Source organism: Pseudomonas sp. NA-150 (assembly GCF_044336365.1).
Taxonomy (GTDB): domain Bacteria; phylum Pseudomonadota; class Gammaproteobacteria; order Pseudomonadales; family Pseudomonadaceae; genus Aquipseudomonas.
Genome location: NZ_CP172305.1, coordinates 615,612 through 632,168, shown reverse-complemented (window position 1 = coordinate 632,168; position 16,557 = coordinate 615,612). Strand labels below are relative to the sequence as shown.

Below are 16,557 nucleotides of genomic sequence, written 5' to 3'. Positions count from 1 at the left end.
AACGCCGCTATTTCAAACCCTGCCACGACTATTACCTTGGAAGCCGCCTCCCTCCCGGTCTTCAAGCAAATGCTCAACGCCCCGGGCGATGTGCTTGAATCCCGCCATGGCTCGGCAATGGCTGAAATCGCTGAGATGTTGGAGCTGCGAAAAAAGCGCAACGACTTCTTTGGGGGCATTAAATTATCAGTACGATTTTCCCAGGCGCATGCGGCTGCATCAATGCAGCCTGTGCCGCTGCCGCTTGGTCCAGCGGGTAAGTCGCCGCGATTGGCACCCTAAGGCTACCCGCCTCCATCATCTCCACGAGCCGCACCAAGATCTCCGCATCCAAACGCGCATAAACGGTTTTAATTCCTGGTCCCCCGTCCGCAATCGAACAGGTGCGCACGCGACTCGACCCCAATTCGGCGGTGGTTGCCAGAACTCCCTTGCCAACGCAGTCGAGCACCGCGTCGAGCCCGTTGGGGGCGAGCGCCCGTACGCGTTCCGCCATGCCGACTCCATGGGCGACCGGGAGAGCGCCGATGGATGACAGATAGTCGTGGTTTCGTAGCGATGCCGTGCCAATCACTCGAGCGCCCCTGGCTAGCGCGAGTTGCGCGGCCAATGCACCCACGCCGCCGGCAGCTCCGTGGATAAGGAGCGTTTCTCCAGGCTGTATGTTCAACGTCTGAATGATGGCGCGATAGGCTGTGAGACCCGCCAAAGGGAGGCCTGCCGCCTCCGCCCAGCTCGCGTTTTTCGGCTTCCTGACCAGCGTCTCAACGGGTGTGCTGACCCGTTCTGCATAGGCGCCATGATGGAGGATTTCCTGACGGATATAGCCGATCACTTCGTCGCCGGGCCCAAACTCGCTGACGCCAGCCCCCACGCGTTCAACAGTGCCCGCGACGTCCCATCCTGGAATAACCGGGAACCATGTGTCGGTGTGAGCCTCGCCCAGACCCGCTTGCAGCATAGGGTCGGCCGGGTTAAGCGCTGCCGCCCTGACGCGCACGAGTACACTGTTCTGGGCGACCTTCGGGTCTGGGACGTCGGTATATTCCAGCACTTCGGCACCACCGAAGCGGCGATAGACGATGGCTTTCATCTCAGTTCCTTCCTCAGAAAGCCATCGGCAGATTGTGGATAATCCGGAGCGCTTCGATCAACCACTGTCCATTGACGCGAACCAGACTCTGGCGGTAGTAACCTGACTCGATCGGGGTGATCGTGCCCTGCGCACCCGTGGCACCCTGAGGCCAGCCTGTATCGGGCCTCGCCGCACCGACAATGTTGAAGACCATGAACTGGGCGTCGACTGTTGCATGGTCGCCATCAATGTCGATTAGCAGCCCGTCGGTGGCGTTGTGGCTCCACCCCCGAGCCGGGTGCGGCTTCATCATGTGCGCGACCGCGTTGGCGATCGTCTCGCGCCCCACGAGCTCACCCATCGGCTCCAGCTTGCCCGCGTTGTTATATAGAATGTCTACACGCCCTTGGGGAGTAAAGAGCGCTGCCATTGCGACGCCATCGCGCTGGTCGTGGGCTCGGACATAGTGGGCAAGGACCTGCTGCACGGCCAGTTCTTGAGTCATCTGTATCTCCATTTCTTAAACTGTGATTTTCAAAGATACATATTCACCTCTTGATATGCAATAGTCACTATTGCATATTTAATTCCGGTTTCTAGAGAGTTCAAGGCAGACGCCACACCATGATCGACGTCAGGTTTCCGACAGCCCTACAAATAATGCTCAGCCTTGCCCTCGCCGAGGCCGAGGGCGTCGCGCAACTGAGCTCTTCTCAACTGGCCGATGGGGTCGGCGCGAATCCGAGTTTCGTGCGCAAACTGTTGCTTCCGCTTGCTGACGCCGGACTTGTTCACTCGACTTTCGGGCGCGGTGGCGGTACCCGTCTGGGTCGCCTGGCGAATCTCATTACCCTGCGCGACATCTATCGCGCCGCAATGGGCGAGAAGAGCCTTTGGACGCCTCGCGAGGTTCCTCATCAATGTCTCGTCAGTTCAAACGTCGAGAGCTTTTTCGTCAAACTGTCCGCCGAGGCAGATGACGCCGTCATGCGAGCGCTCGAACACCGAACGTTGGCTGACAGCCTTGCTGAGCTCCGGGTTATGCATGCCGCGCAGTAACGGATGCCCCTCCCCGATATCGGGGCCTTGATCTACGTCCAGGCTAATGTGATCACCCTGACGAAAATCGTAGCTGCGCGTGGTCTTTTTTACATCAGTTGGTTATAGCCAGTTTGGCACCGCCCGAGGACTCTATGCTCTGCCCGGTTACCCAACGGAAATCATCCGAGAGCACAGCCGCGATGGTGGCCCCCACATCATTCGCCTCACCGAGGCGACCCAGCGCTGTGTTGTCGACGATCCGCTGGATGGCTTGCGGATACTTGTCATAGGCGTCGTCAGCAATGCGAGTACGAGTCGCGCCCGGCGCGACCGCGTTGACGCGGATCCCGCGGCCGCCGAACTCCATGGCCATGTAGCGCGTCAACGTGGTCAGGCCTCCTTTCATCGATGCGTAAGCAGAGCCGCCCGGGCCCATACCGCTCTGATAGACCGAGTTGCTCGTCACGTTTACGATCGCGCCGCCGTCCGAGAGCACTGGAAGCAAAGCCTGGGTCAGGAAAAATGGCCCTTTGAGCAGGACACGCTGATAGGATTCAAACAGCTCTACTGTCGTGTCTTCAAAAGACGCCATCTGCAAGAAGCCCGCATTATTGACGAGGTAGTCAAAGGCAGTAGCCTTCCATTCTTGAACCAACAGTGCGATCACCTCATCCCGGAAGGTGAGGAAACTAGCGCTCACGCTGACATCGAGGCGTAAAGGAATTGCCTTGGCGCCCCTTTCCTTAACCGCCGCGACAACGTCGAGCACTCGATCTTCGTGGTTGTTAAACGTCAGGATGGAATCAACTCCACGCTCGGCGAGAGCAATGGCCGTTGCCGCGCCGATGCCTGAACTCGCGCCTGTAATGATTGCGATCTTGCTCATTAATGTCTCCCGATTGGACCGTTGTGATAGGTAGACTTTAGAGAGTCCAATCGATACGCTGAATAACCTATCGTCTCCAATACATTACGGACCGTCCTAGATATGGAACCGCTTGCTGACGTCATATCGTTGCTCCGCCCCCAGGCGGTCGCAAGCAAGCTTATGCAGGGCGCAGGCCGTTGGGGCGTGCGTCGTTCGCAAACGGCTTACGCCGGCTTTGGGCTCGTACTGAAGGGCCAATGCTGGCTGACCATCGACGGCCATGACCCCTTGCATCTCTGCGCAGGCGATTTCATCCTCATGCCTGCCGTCCCGGGCTTCACGATCGCCAGTGATCTTTCTTGCGAGATTGTTTCGCTCGACGCCCAGGCGCCACTGGCGTGTCAGGACAACGGGGCCTGGTACGGCGATCACGATCTTGAGGCTGACTTCAAGCAGCTCGGCGGCTATTTTCAATTGGATTCCGCCAACCGCAGCCTGCTTGGCGGACTGCTGCCGACCTTTATCCACATCCAGGCCTCCAATCCGGCGGCGGAACGGCTTAAGCGCACGATAGATTTGATCGTCGAGGAAGCGCTTGCCGACCGACCAGGCCGCGATCTTATCGTCGATCGACTTATCGAGGTTCTGCTCGTAGAAGCGCTGCGGTTCCGCACCGAAAGCGTTGACGCCATTGGACAACCCGGCCTCCTCGCGGGGCTGGCTGATCCGCTTCTCGCCCGAGCCCTGAGACGGGTCCACAACAACGTGGCTCACCCATGGTCCGTGGAGGAACTAGCCAGGGAAGCAGGCCTGTCCCGCTCGGTCTTCAGCGAACGCTTCACTCGCCAGGTTGGGGTACCACCGATGCAGTATTTAATCGACTGGCGCATTGCCTTAGCCAAAGCCATGCTCCAACGCGACGCCCCGCCCTTGGAAACCGTTGCGGCCGCGATCGGTTATCAATCGGCAAGCGCCTTTAGCACCGCTTTTCGACGGGAGGTTGGTAGCCCTCCCAGTCAATTCGCTCGAACCACCAATCGCCGAGAATCAACCAGTTCATCCCTATGAGTTAACTAACCCTGCGACTCAATGAAATCGAATTCCATGCCTGACTTGATAACTTCGAAACTCACGCCCGCTCCAAAGAACAGTCGAAGCATGCTTTGAGCATGCTGCCAGGACAACTCCGAGTTCTGACTGCACTGCTCAAAATACGGATTTCAATCTCAGGCATATACTTGGAGCACCCGTGTGCCCGGTAGATCCGCCTCAACCAACCAGTGAGTGCCACTGGCATTTCTCCAACGCCCGTTGGAGGCTCGATGGCACGCTCGTTTAGAATGTTACCGCCCGACAGTTTTTAATCCCGCCCGATAGCTTTTATTCTTTTTGATCATCGCTTTGAACGCTAAGCTAGGTCCATGGATGACTCAGACTATCTGCGCCTGCTCACGATCCAGGCCGAACAAGCCAACGCGTTTCTTTCCAATGCGCGAAAGTGGGAGCGTGAGCGTTGGGTTTGTGAGCGTCTGCTGCAAGGTCTGAACATCCCCCATCGCAACGAAGACTTCGCCCCCGCCGGGCAGGAACCACCGGATGTGCTGTTTCGCGACGCCAGTTTTGAAGTGTTCTTCGTGCTGGATGAAGGGCGTCGACTGAACGATGAGTGGCGCGAGGAATTGCAGCGTCGGCGCAGTGCCTTTTCCCTCAGTCAGTTAGTGCGACGCGAGGCCAAGCCAAAACGCATTGCGGCGATCGAATTATTGCAGCGCCTGGCGCCGACCTTGCGCAAAAAAGCACACAACTACCGCGAACGCGGGCTGGAATTGGGCGAACTGGATATCATCGCTTTCGCCAGCCTGAAACGTGAAGTGCTGGATTTGAATAGCTACTTTCCGCCGCCGACCGAATACCTGCGACAGGGCTGGCGCTCATTGTCGCTGGTGGGTCCGACCTTCGCCCGCGTGCTGTTTGCCCACCCGGATGCACCGGATTTTCTGCGAACCAACCTGGGACGTAGCGTGGTGTTCGATGTTGGTATCAGTTTGTGAGACTCTGGCGCTGGTTCTCTACCGTTTTTTCACGACATCCGGATTTAGACCTAAGCTTTCAGCCATCTATTTCGTCTTTTAAGGGAATTCGATGACCAGCCGCCTGAACCCTGATGATCAGCAACGTGTCGAAGAATACTTACGCGCGCCCCAGCACCAAGTCGAGCGCCGGCCTTTTCGGCCGTGGATGCTCCTGGTTCTGGTGACCGCCGTGACCGTGGGCCTTGGCCTGCTGAGCCGATTACTGAGTTATCTGACGCTATGAGCTGCCTGGCGCTCGCGCGGATAGCCGCAAGGATTCCCTAGCCTTATGAGATATCCCTATGACTCATCGTATCGTGATCGTTGGCGGAGGCGCTGGCGGTCTGGAACTGGCTACCCGTCTGGGTAAAACCCTGGGTAAACGCGGCACCGCCAGCGTGGTATTGGTCGACGCCAACCTGACGCACATCTGGAAACCACTGCTGCACGAGGTGGCCGCCGGCTCGTTGAACTCTTACGAGGACGAGCTGAACTACGTCGCGCAAGCCAAATGGAACCACTTCCAGTTCCAGCTCGGACGCATGACCGGACTCGACCGCGCCAACAAACAACTGCATCTGGCCGCGACGCAGGACGAGAACGGCAACGAGCTGGTGCCGGCGCGCAGCCTGGAGTACGACTCGCTGGTGATCGCCGTAGGCAGCACTACCAATGACTTCAACACTCTCGGTGCGGCGGAGCACTGCCTGTTTCTCGACACCCGCAAGCAAGCCGAACGCTTTCACCAGCAGTTGCTCAATCGCTACCTGCGCGCCCACGCCGGGCAATCCGATATAACTGAAGAAATCACCGTGGCCATCGTTGGTGCCGGAGCAACAGGCGTCGAACTGGCCGCCGAACTGCACAACGCGGCCCATGAACTGGCCTCTTATGGCCTGGGTCGGATCAAACCGGAAAACCTGCGCATCACCCTGATCGAAGCCGGTCCACGGGTGCTGCCTGCCTTGCCGGAGCGGATTGGCGGGCCGGTGCATAAGACCCTGGAGAAATTGGGCGTCACGGTGATGACCAACGCGGCGGTCAGTGAAGTGACGGCTGACAGCTTGATCACCGCCAATGGTCAGATAATTCCAGCGACGCTGAAAGTCTGGGCTGCGGGAATCCGCGCGCCGATGTTCCTCAAGGATCTGGACGGGCTGGAAAGCAATCGCATCAACCAGTTGCAAGTGCGCCCTACCCTGCAAACCACGCGCGATGACAACATCTTCGCCTTCGGCGACTGCGCGGCCTGCCCGCAACCGGGGACTGATCGCAATGTTCCGCCACGGGCACAGGCGGCGCATCAACAAGCGTCGTTGCTGGCAAAGGCGTTGAAGCTGCGGATCGAAGGCCAGACTCTGCCGGAATACACGTACACGGACTACGGCTCGCTGATTTCCCTGTCGAGATTTTCAGCGGTGGGTAATTTGATGGGCAACCTGATGGGCACCGTGATGCTGGAGGGTTGGCTGGCGCGGATGTTTTATATCTCGCTGTACCGCATGCACCAGACAGCGCTCTACGGGCCATTTCGCACCCTGATGCTGATGCTTAGCAGTCGGATCGGGCGCGGTACAGATCCGCGGATGAAGTTGCACTGAGTAGGAGCGGGCCTGAACGCGATGGTGGTATCTGACACACCGCTATCGCGGGCAAGCCCGCTCCTACAGGTGTTATGTATTTCAGAAACAAAAAAGGCGCCCCGAAGGACGCCTTTTTCGTTTGGCTTCAATGCGCAAAGCATCTGGCCTGTATTTTCTGATTCAAACAACACGAATCGAAAATGGTCGGGGTAAGGGGATTCGAACTCCTGACATCCTGCTCCCAAAGCAGGCGCGCTACCGGACTGCGCTATACCCCGGTGATAAAAAAGGCACCTCGTTAAAGGCGCCTTTTACTTGGGTGACGCTTGTGGCGTCACTCCCTAAGATTTAATCAAGACATCTGATCAAAAATGGTGGGTCGTGTGGGATTCGAACCTACGACCAATTGGTTAAAAGCCAACTGCTCTACCAACTGAGCTAACGACCCAAAAATGGTCGGGGTAAGGGGATTCGAACTCCTGACATCCTGCTCCCAAAGCAGGCGCGCTACCGGACTGCGCTATACCCCGATATGGCTACATCTGTAGTAAGTGGCTCCACGACCTGGACTCGAACCAGGGACCCAATGATTAACAGTCATTTGCTCTACCAACTGAGCTATCGCGGAACTATTCCTACTGATGCAACTTTTACTGCTCTGAACCCTAGCTATAACGCTTTAAATTCAGCCACTTCGACTTGTTTGCATCGCTGCGTTCGCGTCTCTGTGGCGCGCTATTCTACAAGTTTCAAAGAGGGTGTCAACCCTCAAAATTGCATTTAAGACAATGATTTGCGTTTTTTTTCACCGAGTCATAAGAACCGCCAAAACCACCGTTTCCTCAGCAAAATCATCGCAATAAAAAAAGGCCCTCTAGTCGAGGGCCCTTCTATATAGACAGCAGAATCGAATCAGGCGAAGACGATCTTGTCGTCGACCACCGATCCGGTCACGCTGGATCCCGGCAGGAACTGCCCGGAAAGGATCAACTGTGCCAACGGGTTTTCGATCCAGCGCTGAATCGCACGCTTCAGTGGCCGTGCGCCATACACCGGGTCATAACCGACAGCGATCAGCTTATCCAGCGCCTCGCTGGTCAGCTCCAGCTTTAGCTCACGCTCCGCCAGACGGCTGCGCAGCCGACCCAACTGAATCTCGGCGATGCCGGCGATCTGATCACGGGCCAATGGCTCGAAGATCACCACTTCATCGATCCGGTTGAGGAACTCTGGACGGAAGTGTGAGCTGACCGCGTCCATCACCGCCGCCTGCTGCGCCTCACGGTCGCCCATCAACTCCTGGATCTGCGTCGAGCCCAGGTTCGAGGTCATGACGATCACGGTATTACGAAAATCCACCGTGCGTCCGTGGCTGTCGGTCAGGCGGCCGTCTTCCAGCACCTGCAACAGGATGTTGAACACCTCAGGGTGCGCCTTCTCCACTTCGTCGAGCAGGATCACCGAGTACGGCTTGCGGCGCACGGCCTCAGTGAGGTAACCGCCCTCTTCATAACCAACATAACCCGGCGGTGCACCGATCAGCCGCGCCACAGAGTGTTTCTCCATGAACTCGGACATGTCGATGCGCACCATCGCCTCTTCAGTGTCGAACAGGAACTCGGCCAGCGCCTTGCACAGCTCCGTCTTACCGACACCGGTCGGGCCAAGGAACATAAACGAGCCGCTCGGACGATCCGGGTCAGACAACCCGGCACGCGAGCGACGCACGGCGTTGGAGACCGCCACCACCGCCTCGTTCTGCCCGATGACGCGCTGATGCAGCAGGCTTTCCATCTTCAACAGCTTGTCGCGCTCGCCTTCAAGCATCTTCGCGACCGGGATACCGGTCCACTTCGACACCACCTCGGCAATCTCTTCTTCAGTCACCTTGCTGCGTAGCAACTGATTTTCAGTCTTGCCGTGTTGATCGACCATCTGCAGGCTGCGTTCCAGATCGGGAATGATCCCGTACTGCAATTCCGCCATGCGGTTCAGGTCGCCTTTACGACGGGCCGCTTCCAGCTCCTGACGCGACTGTTCGATTTTCTGCTGGATCTGCGCCGAGCCCTGTACTTCGGATTTCTCTGCGGTCCAGATTTCCTCCAGATCAGCGTACTCACGCTCCAGGCGAACGATTTCTTCCTGCAGTTTTTCCAGGCGCTTGATCGCCGCTTCGTCGTCTTCTTTCTTTAACGCCTGGGATTCAACCTTGAGCTGAATCAGACGACGCTCAAGACGGTCGAGCACTTCCGGCTTAGAGTCGATTTCCATGCGGATACGGCTGGCCGCTTCGTCGATCAGGTCGATGGCCTTGTCCGGTAGTTGACGGTCAGTGATGTAGCGATGGCTCAACTTGGCCGCCGCAATGATCGCGCCGTCAGTAATCGCCACCCGGTGGTGGACCTCGTAGCGTTCTTTCAGGCCACGCAGGATCGCAATGGTGTCTTCCTCGCTCGGCTCATCTACCAGCACTTTTTGGAAGCGCCGTTCGAGGGCCGCATCCTTCTCTATATATTGGCGATACTCGTTGAGCGTGGTCGCGCCGACGCAGTGCAGCTCGCCGCGCGCCAGCGCAGGCTTGAGCATGTTGCCCGCATCCATCGAGCCCTCGCCTTTACCGGCGCCGACCATGGTGTGCAGTTCATCGATAAACAGGATGATCTGGCCTTCCTGTTTCGACAGTTCGTTGAGCAGCGACTTCAGGCGCTCTTCGAATTCACCGCGAAATTTCGCGCCAGCGATCAGCGCACCCATGTCCAGCGACAGCAGACGCTTGCCTTTAAGGCCGTCCGGCACTTCGCCGTTGATGATGCGCTGGGCCAAACCTTCAGCAATCGCGGTTTTACCCACGCCAGGTTCGCCGATCAGCACCGGGTTGTTCTTGGTCCGGCGTTGCAGCACCTGAATAGTCCGACGGATTTCGTCGTCACGACCGATCACCGGGTCGAGCTTGCCCTCTTCGGCACGCTTGGTCAGGTCGATGGTGTACTTGTCCAGCGCCTGCCGCGACTCTTCGACGTTGGGATCGTTGACCGCATTCCCGCCACGCAAGTTGGCAACGGCGTTCTCCAGGGCTTTCCTGCTCACGCCCTGCCCCAGCAACAATTTGCCGAGCTTGCTGTTTTCGTCCATGGCCGCCAGCAATACCAATTCACTGGAGATGAACTGATCGCTCTTCTGCTGTGCAAGGCGATCGGCCTGATTGAGCAGGCGCGCCAAATCCTGCGACATGTTCACATCGCCGGTCGGGTTCTGGATTTTTGGCAGTTGGTCGAGCTCTTTGCTCAACTCTTTGCGCAGGCTGTTGACGTCAAAGCCTACCTGCATCAGCAGAGGCTTGATGGTGCCACCCTGTTGATCAAGCAGCGCCTGCATCAAGTGCGCGGGCTCGATGGCCGGGTGGTCGAGGCCCACCGCCAGGGATTGGGCATCAGATAACGCTAACTGTAATTTACTGGTTAAACGGTCTATACGCATTGGTCACCTTCCTTTGAGCAGGCCGGAGCGATGGACACACCTAAATAAAGAAAACCTGCTGGATAGCCCACTAGATGCGGTCGATTCTGCAGGATTCAAGCGCCGTTTGATTGACGCAAGTCAGCTCTTATGAAGAGAAAGCGTAGTCTGACCGGCAGATGATGGCCGAACGAAGCCTCGCGGTTACCGCGAAGCGTCTTGCTCGATCCAGACCAGGGAGGCGAAGCGACCGGTGCGAGCGCTCCGGCGATAGGAATAAAACCGTGAATCGCTGACCGTGCAGAAACCACCGCCATACACCGCCGTGACCCCACAGGCCGCCAGACGCAGGCGCGCCAAGGCATAAATATCGGCCACGAATTTGCCAGGATTGCGACTGGGTACGAACGCTTCGATGGTTTCAGGGTGAGTGCTGATAAAGGCTTCACGCACTTCCGGCCCGACCTCGAACGCACCGGGGCCGATGGCCGGGCCAAGCCAGACCAGAATCTCGCTCGCCGGCACCGCCATGCGCTCGACCGTCGCCTCCAGAATGCCCGCCGCCAGACCGCGCCACCCGCCGTGGGCCGCAGCAACACGGCTCCCGGCGCGATCACAAAACAGCGCAGGCAGGCAGTCGGCGGTCATGATCGTGCAGGCAACACCCGATTGATCGCTGAAACTGGCGTCCGCTTCGACCACTTGACGAGGGTCGGCATCCGCGACCACCACACCGTGCACCTGACGCAGCCACGCCGGCTGAACGCCGAGGTTTGAGGTCAGTCGCAGGCGGTTAGCGGCCACCGCTTCGGGATTGTCATCCACATGATCGCCGAGGTTGAAGCTGTCGAACGGTGCCACGCTGACACCGCCGGCGCGGGTTGTGACGCACGATTTGACGCCGGCCGGCGCAGGCCAGTCGGGTATCAGCCAATCCGTCACGAAGGTACTCACCCGATGAACGCCTCGCGATCCTGCTTCAACAACGACAGCAGCCAGACAAAATCATCGGGCAGTGGTGATTCCCACTTCATGCGCTTACCGGTGATCGGATGATCCAGTTCCAAGAAACGCGCGTGAAGCGCCTGACGCGGGAAGTGTTTCAACGACTCGACCATGGTGGCACTGGCCGCTGGTGGAATACGGAAGCGACCGCCGTAAGCCGGATCGCCGACCAACGGGAAGTTGATGTGCGCCATGTGCACGCGGATCTGGTGGGTACGACCGGTTTCCAGCTTGACCCGCACATGCGTGTGGGAGCGGAAACGCTCGAGCACGCGGTAATGACTCACCGCCTGCTTGCCGCCTTCCATGACCGCCATGCGCTGGCGTTGCTGACCGTGACGACCAATCGGGGCGTCGATCTTGCCGCCGGCCGTGACCACACCGATGACGATGCACTCATAAATCCGGCTGACCGTACGGCTCTGCAACTGTGTTACGAGCCTTGTCTGGGCTTCAATAGTCTTGGCCACCACCATCAGACCGGTGGTGTCCTTGTCCAGACGGTGCACGATACCGGCGCGCGGCACGTTGACGATGTCTGGAAAATGATGCAGCAGAGCGTTGAGCAGCGTGCCATCAGCATGACCCACCGCGGGGTGAACCACCAAACCAGACGGTTTGTTGATCACCATGATTTGATCGTCCTCGTAAACGATATCGAGCTCAATATCCTGCGCCACCCATTCACCCTGGGCTTCCTGCTCTGCAATAAGCTGCAGAACAGCGCCACCGTGCACGATGTCACGAGGGCGCAAAACGTCCCCATCCACAGTCAGGCGGCCGTCTTTGATCCAGGCGGAAAGGCGCGAACGCGAGTGTTCGGCGAATAATTGTGCGGCGACTTGATCGAGGCGTTGACCACCCAGTTCGGACGGCACCTCTGCGCTAAGTTCTATATTTTCGGACATGACCAGACTAGAAGGCGCGAGGCCTTTGGTTTCGGCGGCGCGCTTGTGGTTAAATACGGCGTCTTTTGCCCCGGGGGTTCCGCGGGGCGCCCATCATAACAGGACGGCCACGCCCAAGACAGCCGGCCGTCATAGGGACGCAAGCCGCCATGCAAGTGAAACACCTGCTGCTGATCGCCATCCTCGCACTCACCGCTGCCTGTTCATCGAAAGAAGTCATCGACGAAAACCTGAGCGAAGTCGAGCTGTACCAGCAGGCGCAGGCCGACCTGGACAATAGTAGCTATACCAGTGCAACCAACAAGTTGAAGGCGCTGGAATCGCGGTATCCGTTCGGACGCTATGCCGATCAGGCACAGCTTGAGCTGATTTACGCCAACTATAAAAACGGTGAGCCCGAAGCTGCGAAGTCGGCGGCTGAGCGTTTTATTCGTTTGCACCCGCAACACCCCAACGTTGACTACGCCTACTACCTCAAAGGTCTGACTTCGTTTGACCAGGACGTCGGCGTGATCGCCCGCTTCGTGCCGTTGGACATGACCAAGCGTGACCCTGGCGCCGCACGTGACTCGTACAACGAGTTCGCGCAACTCACCAGCCGTTACCCGAACAGCCGTTACTCGACCGACGCCAAGCAGCGCATGATTTATCTGCGCAACCTGCTGGCAGCCTACGAAATCCACGTAGCGGACTACTACCTGACCCGTCAGGCGTACGTTGCAGCGGCTAACCGTGGTCGTTACGTCGTAGAGAACTTCCAGGAAACCCCATCCGTGGCTGATGGCCTGGCAGTGATGGTCGAGTCGTATCAGCGTATGCACCTGGACGAACTGGCTAACACCAGCCTGGAAATCCTCAAGCTGAACTACCCGAACAGCCCAAGCCTGGTCGATGGCCAGTTCGTGCCGCGGCTTGCCGAGGCCGACAACCGTTCGTGGCTGTCGAAAGCGACCTTGGGTCTGATCGAAAGCCGTCCGCCGCTGCCGCCGGGTCAAACCCGCGCCAACCAGGACGTTCTCAAGCAGTACCAGGATGCCAAGGACTCGATCCCCGCCGACCTGCTGCCAGAGAACCAGGATCAAGTGAAAGAAGAACAACACGAAGCGACTGGCAGCAACAGTACGGATCGTTCGTGGTTCAGCTACATGACCTTCGGCGTCTTCGACTGATTCAGTCGCGCTGGAAAAAGAGACCTTCGGGTCTCTTTTTTTATTCCTGATTTCTCTGCTGTGCGCCCGACAAGTCCTTGGCTACACTGCCGAATCTTCATTCGAAAAGCTGGTAGACATGGTTCGCTTATTGTTGTGGGTCGCCTTGATTGCGGCGGCCGTGTATTTCTTCAAACGCATGGGCAAAAAGCCCGAGCCGCGCAAAGGCGCACAACCGCCTGAGGCTGTCGCCGCGCCGATGGTGCGCTGCGCCCACTGCGGTGTTCACCTGCCCCGCGACCGCGCGCTGAGCCTGCAACAGCAATGGTATTGCACCCAGGCGCACCTGGAGCAAGGCCCGGGTTCACGTGACCGCTGATCGACTGTCGTTGAGCAGCGATCAGGCGCAACGCATTCTTCGGCTTTACCACCTTTATCGCCTGGCCATCGGCGTCACCCTGGTCCTGCTGATCTCCAGCAATCTGGACGGTGAGTTGTTGGAGCTGGTCAACGCCAGGCTGTTTCGCGCCGGCTGCTGGGTGTACCTGATCGTCAACATCATGGTCGGCGTGCTGCTGAACAAGCCGGAGCACTCGACGCAGATTTTCAGCCTGGCCCTGGCCGACGTCGTGATGCTCTCGGCACTGTTCTACGCCGGCGGCGGCCCGCCCAGTGGCATCGGCAACCTGCTGATCGCTTCTGTGGCCATCAGTAACGTGTTGCTGCGCGGCCGTAGTGGCCTGATGATCGCCGCCGTCGCGGCCAGCGGCATTATTTACCTGACGTTTTACCTCAGCTTCGATCGAGCACCGATCTCCAACTACTACATGCAAGCCGGTTCGCTGGGCACCCTGAGTTTCGCGGCCGCCCTGCTGGTACAGGCACTCAGCCGACGCATGCGCCTCAGTGAAACACTGGCAGAAGAGCGTGCAGCAGACGTCGACAACCTGGAAGAGCTCAACGCGCTGATCCTGCAACGGATGCGCACCGGCATTCTGGTGCTGGACGCCAAGCGCCGGGTGTTGCTGGCCAATAAGGGCGCTTTAAACCTACTGGGACAGGACCATTTAATCGGTGAAATCGACGGCTATTCCCCTCAACTGGTGGAGCGTCTGCGCCAATGGCTACTCAACCCGATGTTGCGCTCGCACAGCGTGGTGACCGCCGCCGGTGGACCGGAACTGCAACCCAGCTTCATTGCCCTGAACCGCTATGGCCAACGTCAGACTCTGATATTTCTCGAAGACCTGTCGGAAATCTCCCAACAAGCGCAGCAACTCAAGCTCGCCGCGCTGGGGCGCCTGACCGCCGGGATCGCCCACGAAATTCGCAATCCACTGGGCGCCATCAGCCATGCAGCCCAACTGCTCAAAGAATCCGAAGAACTGAGCCCGCCGGATCAACGCCTGAGCCAAATCATTCATGATCAAACCCGGCGCATGGATCTGGTGATCGAAAACGTCTTGCAACTGTCTCGAAGACGTCAGGCCGAACCGCAGCTATTGGATCTAAAGGGCTGGCTTGAGCAGTTCGTCAGCGAGGTACGCGGCGCGGCGACAGCCAATCAACGACTGCACGTAGACATCGGCACCGGCACCTTGACCACGCGCATGGACCCGGAGCAATTGACCCAGGTGATGACCAACCTGCTGCAGAATGGCTTGCGCTATAGCGGCAAATTCCACGATGTCGCTCAAGTTTGGCTAACATTACTGCACGAGCCGATCAGTGACCTGCCGATCATCGAAGTGATGGATGACGGTCCTGGGGTAGCCACCGAGCAGCTGAGCAAGGTATTCGAACCCTTCTTCACTACGGAAAGCAAAGGTACCGGTCTGGGCCTCTATATTTCGCGCGAGCTGTGCGAAAGCAATCAGGCACATCTGGATTACAGACCCCGAGACGGCGGCGGTAGTTGTTTCCGCATTACGTTCGCCCATCCGCTGAAATTGAGTTGAACATGAGCCCACGGCAAAAAATCCTGATCGTCGATGATGAACCGGATATCCGCGAACTGCTTGAGATCACCCTAGGCCGGATGAAACTCGACACCCGCAGCGCCCGCAACGTCAAGGAAGCCCGCGATTGGCTGGCGCGCGAACCCTTCGACCTGTGCCTTACCGACATGCGCCTGCCCGACGGTAATGGCCTGGAACTGGTGCAGCACATCCAGCAGCGTCATCCGCAGGTGCCGGTGGCGATGATCACCGCCTTCGGCAGCCTCGATACCGCGATCAATGCGCTGAAAGCCGGCGCGTTCGACTTCCTGACCAAACCAGTGGACCTCAATCGCTTGCGCGAACTGGTGTCCAGCGCCCTGCGCATGCACGCGGCGGAAGGCAGCGAAAACACCATCGACAAACGCCTGCTCGGCGACTCGCCGCCGATGCGCACACTGCGTAAACAGATCAGCAAACTGGCACGCAGTCAGGCGCCGATCTACATCAGTGGCGAATCGGGCAGTGGCAAGGAACTGGTCGCGCGCCTGATTCACGAACAAGGACCGCGCATCGACCGACCGTTCGTCCCGGTCAACTGTGGTGCAATTCCTACCGAGCTGATGGAAAGTGAATTCTTCGGCCATCGCAAAGGCAGCTTCACCGGCGCGGTCGAAGACAAGCCAGGATTATTCCAGGCGGCCAACGGCGGCACCTTGTTCCTCGATGAAGTCGCCGATTTGCCGCTGACCATGCAAGTCAAACTGTTGCGCGCGATCCAGGAAAAGGCCGTGCGCAGCATTGGCGGGCAACAGGAATCCGTGGTGGACGTGCGCATTCTCTGCGCCACCCACAAGGATTTGAGCGCGGAAGTGGCCGCCGGACGCTTCCGCCAGGATCTGTACTACCGCCTGAACGTCATTGAACTACGTGTGCCCTCCCTGCGCGAACGGCGGGAAGACATCCTGCAACTCGCCGACAATGTCCTGCGTCGCCTGGCCGACGGCACCGGCCAGCCTGCTGCCCGGCTCGACGCCCAGGCACTGGACACCCTGAAAAGCTACCGCTTTCCGGGTAACGTGCGCGAGCTGGAAAACATGCTCGAACGCGCCTACACCCTGTGCGAAAACGACCAGATCGAAGCCGGCGACCTGCGCCTGGCCGACACCCCGAGCACCAGCGACCCCGGCGAACCGAACCTCGCGGACATCGACAACCTGGAAGACTACCTGGAAAGCATCGAACGCAAACTGATCCTGCAGGCACTGGAAGAAACCCGCTGGAACCGTACGGCGGCGGCGCAACGACTGAGTCTGACGTTCAGGTCGATGCGGTATCGGTTGAAGAAGTTGGGGTTGGATTGAGGGGACTTCCCCCCTGTAGGAGCGAACTTGTTCGCGAGGCGGTATTTCTGAAACACCGCGGCCGGCTTCTCGCCATCAAGTTGGCTCCCACAGTGATTTG

General features: G+C 58.6%; 15 protein-coding genes and 4 tRNA genes. 9 read left to right on the top strand and 10 right to left on the bottom strand.

The annotated features are described in order from the left end of the window. Positions 1 to 178: 178 nt before the first annotated feature. Both ACF0H7_RS03100 and ACF0H7_RS03095 read right to left on the bottom strand, forming a co-directional pair. The gene (locus ACF0H7_RS03100) at positions 179 to 1,093 is read right to left on the bottom strand and encodes an NADP-dependent oxidoreductase (protein WP_397451346.1); all 915 of its coding nucleotides are present in this window, start codon (positions 1,091 to 1,093) and stop codon (positions 179 to 181) included. 13 nt (positions 1,094 to 1,106) lie between these two features. Then, the gene (locus ACF0H7_RS03095; protein WP_397451345.1) at positions 1,107 to 1,580 is read right to left on the bottom strand and encodes a nuclear transport factor 2 family protein; all 474 of its coding nucleotides are present in this window, start codon (positions 1,578 to 1,580) and stop codon (positions 1,107 to 1,109) included. Between the two features lie 119 nt (positions 1,581 to 1,699). On the opposite strand from ACF0H7_RS03095, the gene ACF0H7_RS03090 reads away from it, so the two are divergent. Further along, complete coding sequence (locus ACF0H7_RS03090; protein ID WP_397451344.1) at positions 1,700 to 2,134, top strand: Rrf2 family transcriptional regulator; 435 nt, start codon at positions 1,700 to 1,702, stop codon at positions 2,132 to 2,134. Between the two features lie 94 nt (positions 2,135 to 2,228). Here the strand turns inward: ACF0H7_RS03090 and ACF0H7_RS03085 are convergent, their stop codons facing one another. Beyond that, positions 2,229 to 3,002 (bottom strand): SDR family NAD(P)-dependent oxidoreductase, encoded by a 774-nt coding sequence (locus ACF0H7_RS03085; protein ID WP_397451343.1) that lies wholly within the window; start codon positions 3,000 to 3,002, stop codon positions 2,229 to 2,231. A gap of 102 nt (positions 3,003 to 3,104) precedes the next feature. Between ACF0H7_RS03085 and ACF0H7_RS03080 the strand changes: the two genes are divergently transcribed. The 4 genes from ACF0H7_RS03080 (at position 3,105) to ACF0H7_RS03065 (ending at position 6,657) form a co-directional block, all read left to right on the top strand. Beyond that, complete coding sequence (locus ACF0H7_RS03080; protein ID WP_397451342.1) at positions 3,105 to 4,052, top strand: cupin domain-containing protein; 948 nt, start codon at positions 3,105 to 3,107, stop codon at positions 4,050 to 4,052. Between the two features lie 353 nt (positions 4,053 to 4,405). Beyond that, positions 4,406 to 5,035, top strand: coding sequence for a DUF1780 domain-containing protein (locus ACF0H7_RS03075; RefSeq protein WP_397451341.1), 630 nt, complete (start codon positions 4,406 to 4,408; stop codon positions 5,033 to 5,035). A gap of 91 nt (positions 5,036 to 5,126) precedes the next feature. Then, positions 5,127 to 5,300 carry a DUF3094 family protein gene (locus tag ACF0H7_RS03070; protein WP_397451340.1) on the top strand — a complete coding sequence of 58 codons (174 nt, stop codon included), beginning with the start codon at positions 5,127 to 5,129 and terminating at the stop codon, positions 5,298 to 5,300. Positions 5,301 to 5,358: 58 nt separating this feature from the next. Continuing rightward, entirely contained in the window at positions 5,359 to 6,657 is a 1,299-nt protein-coding gene (locus tag ACF0H7_RS03065; RefSeq protein WP_397451339.1) for an NAD(P)/FAD-dependent oxidoreductase, read from the top strand. A 183-nt stretch (positions 6,658 to 6,840) separates the two neighbouring features. Here the strand turns inward: ACF0H7_RS03065 and ACF0H7_RS03060 are convergent. From ACF0H7_RS03060 to rluD, 7 genes are all read right to left on the bottom strand, one after another. Next, positions 6,841 to 6,917 (bottom strand) — tRNA-Pro (locus tag ACF0H7_RS03060). 94 nt (positions 6,918 to 7,011) lie between these two features. Further along, a tRNA-Lys gene (locus ACF0H7_RS03055) sits at positions 7,012 to 7,087 on the bottom strand. A 5-nt stretch (positions 7,088 to 7,092) separates the two neighbouring features. Further along, a tRNA-Pro gene (locus tag ACF0H7_RS03050) sits at positions 7,093 to 7,169 on the bottom strand. A gap of 22 nt (positions 7,170 to 7,191) precedes the next feature. Next, positions 7,192 to 7,267: transfer RNA gene (locus tag ACF0H7_RS03045), tRNA-Asn, on the bottom strand. Between the two features lie 284 nt (positions 7,268 to 7,551). After that, on the bottom strand, positions 7,552 to 10,116 hold the full coding sequence (clpB, locus tag ACF0H7_RS03040; protein WP_397451338.1) for an ATP-dependent chaperone ClpB: 2,565 nt from the start codon (positions 10,114 to 10,116) through the stop codon (positions 7,552 to 7,554). Positions 10,117 to 10,299: 183 nt separating this feature from the next. Continuing rightward, positions 10,300 to 11,037: a peptidoglycan editing factor PgeF gene (gene pgeF / locus ACF0H7_RS03035; RefSeq protein ID WP_397453812.1), complete on the bottom strand. Its 738-nt coding sequence runs from the start codon at positions 11,035 to 11,037 to the stop codon at positions 10,300 to 10,302. An 8-nt stretch (positions 11,038 to 11,045) separates the two neighbouring features. Then, positions 11,046 to 12,008, bottom strand: coding sequence for a 23S rRNA pseudouridine(1911/1915/1917) synthase RluD (gene rluD, locus ACF0H7_RS03030; RefSeq protein WP_397451337.1), 963 nt, complete (start codon positions 12,006 to 12,008; stop codon positions 11,046 to 11,048). Positions 12,009 to 12,157: 149 nt separating this feature from the next. Here rluD and ACF0H7_RS03025 point away from each other — a divergent pair, with 149 nt between their 5' ends. The 4 genes from ACF0H7_RS03025 (at position 12,158) to ACF0H7_RS03010 (ending at position 16,457) form a co-directional block, all read left to right on the top strand. After that, positions 12,158 to 13,177 carry an outer membrane protein assembly factor BamD gene (locus tag ACF0H7_RS03025; protein WP_397451336.1) on the top strand — a complete coding sequence of 340 codons (1,020 nt, stop codon included), beginning with the start codon at positions 12,158 to 12,160 and terminating at the stop codon, positions 13,175 to 13,177. Positions 13,178 to 13,295: 118 nt separating this feature from the next. Beyond that, a complete protein-coding gene (locus ACF0H7_RS03020) occupies positions 13,296 to 13,535 on the top strand; it encodes a PP0621 family protein (protein ID WP_397451335.1) in 240 nt (79 codons plus the stop codon). Then, entirely contained in the window at positions 13,525 to 15,114 is a 1,590-nt protein-coding gene (locus tag ACF0H7_RS03015) for a sensor histidine kinase (RefSeq protein ID WP_397451334.1), read from the top strand. Before ACF0H7_RS03020 ends, ACF0H7_RS03015 begins: the two co-directional genes overlap by 11 nt. 2 nt (positions 15,115 to 15,116) lie before the next feature. After that, positions 15,117 to 16,457 (top strand): sigma-54-dependent transcriptional regulator, encoded by a 1,341-nt coding sequence (locus ACF0H7_RS03010; RefSeq protein WP_397451333.1) that lies wholly within the window; start codon positions 15,117 to 15,119, stop codon positions 16,455 to 16,457. Positions 16,458 to 16,557 lie beyond the last annotated feature (100 nt).

Coding starts and splice junctions, on each gene's coding strand:
- ACF0H7_RS03100 (WP_397451346.1), bottom strand. CDS start 1,093: ATGAAAGCCATCGTCTATCGCCGCTTCGGTGGTGCCGAAGTGCTGGAA.
- ACF0H7_RS03095 (WP_397451345.1), bottom strand. CDS start 1,580: ATGACTCAAGAACTGGCCGTGCAGCAGGTCCTTGCCCACTATGTCCGA.
- ACF0H7_RS03090 (WP_397451344.1), top strand. CDS start 1,700: ATGATCGACGTCAGGTTTCCGACAGCCCTACAAATAATGCTCAGCCTT.
- ACF0H7_RS03085 (WP_397451343.1), bottom strand. CDS start 3,002: ATGAGCAAGATCGCAATCATTACAGGCGCGAGTTCAGGCATCGGCGCG.
- ACF0H7_RS03080 (WP_397451342.1), top strand. CDS start 3,105: ATGGAACCGCTTGCTGACGTCATATCGTTGCTCCGCCCCCAGGCGGTC.
- ACF0H7_RS03075 (WP_397451341.1), top strand. CDS start 4,406: ATGGATGACTCAGACTATCTGCGCCTGCTCACGATCCAGGCCGAACAA.
- ACF0H7_RS03070 (WP_397451340.1), top strand. CDS start 5,127: ATGACCAGCCGCCTGAACCCTGATGATCAGCAACGTGTCGAAGAATAC.
- ACF0H7_RS03065 (WP_397451339.1), top strand. CDS start 5,359: ATGACTCATCGTATCGTGATCGTTGGCGGAGGCGCTGGCGGTCTGGAA.
- clpB (WP_397451338.1), bottom strand. CDS start 10,116: ATGCGTATAGACCGTTTAACCAGTAAATTACAGTTAGCGTTATCTGAT.
- rluD (WP_397451337.1), bottom strand. CDS start 12,008: ATGTCCGAAAATATAGAACTTAGCGCAGAGGTGCCGTCCGAACTGGGT.
- ACF0H7_RS03025 (WP_397451336.1), top strand. CDS start 12,158: ATGCAAGTGAAACACCTGCTGCTGATCGCCATCCTCGCACTCACCGCT.
- ACF0H7_RS03020 (WP_397451335.1), top strand. CDS start 13,296: ATGGTTCGCTTATTGTTGTGGGTCGCCTTGATTGCGGCGGCCGTGTAT.
- ACF0H7_RS03010 (WP_397451333.1), top strand. CDS start 15,117: ATGAGCCCACGGCAAAAAATCCTGATCGTCGATGATGAACCGGATATC.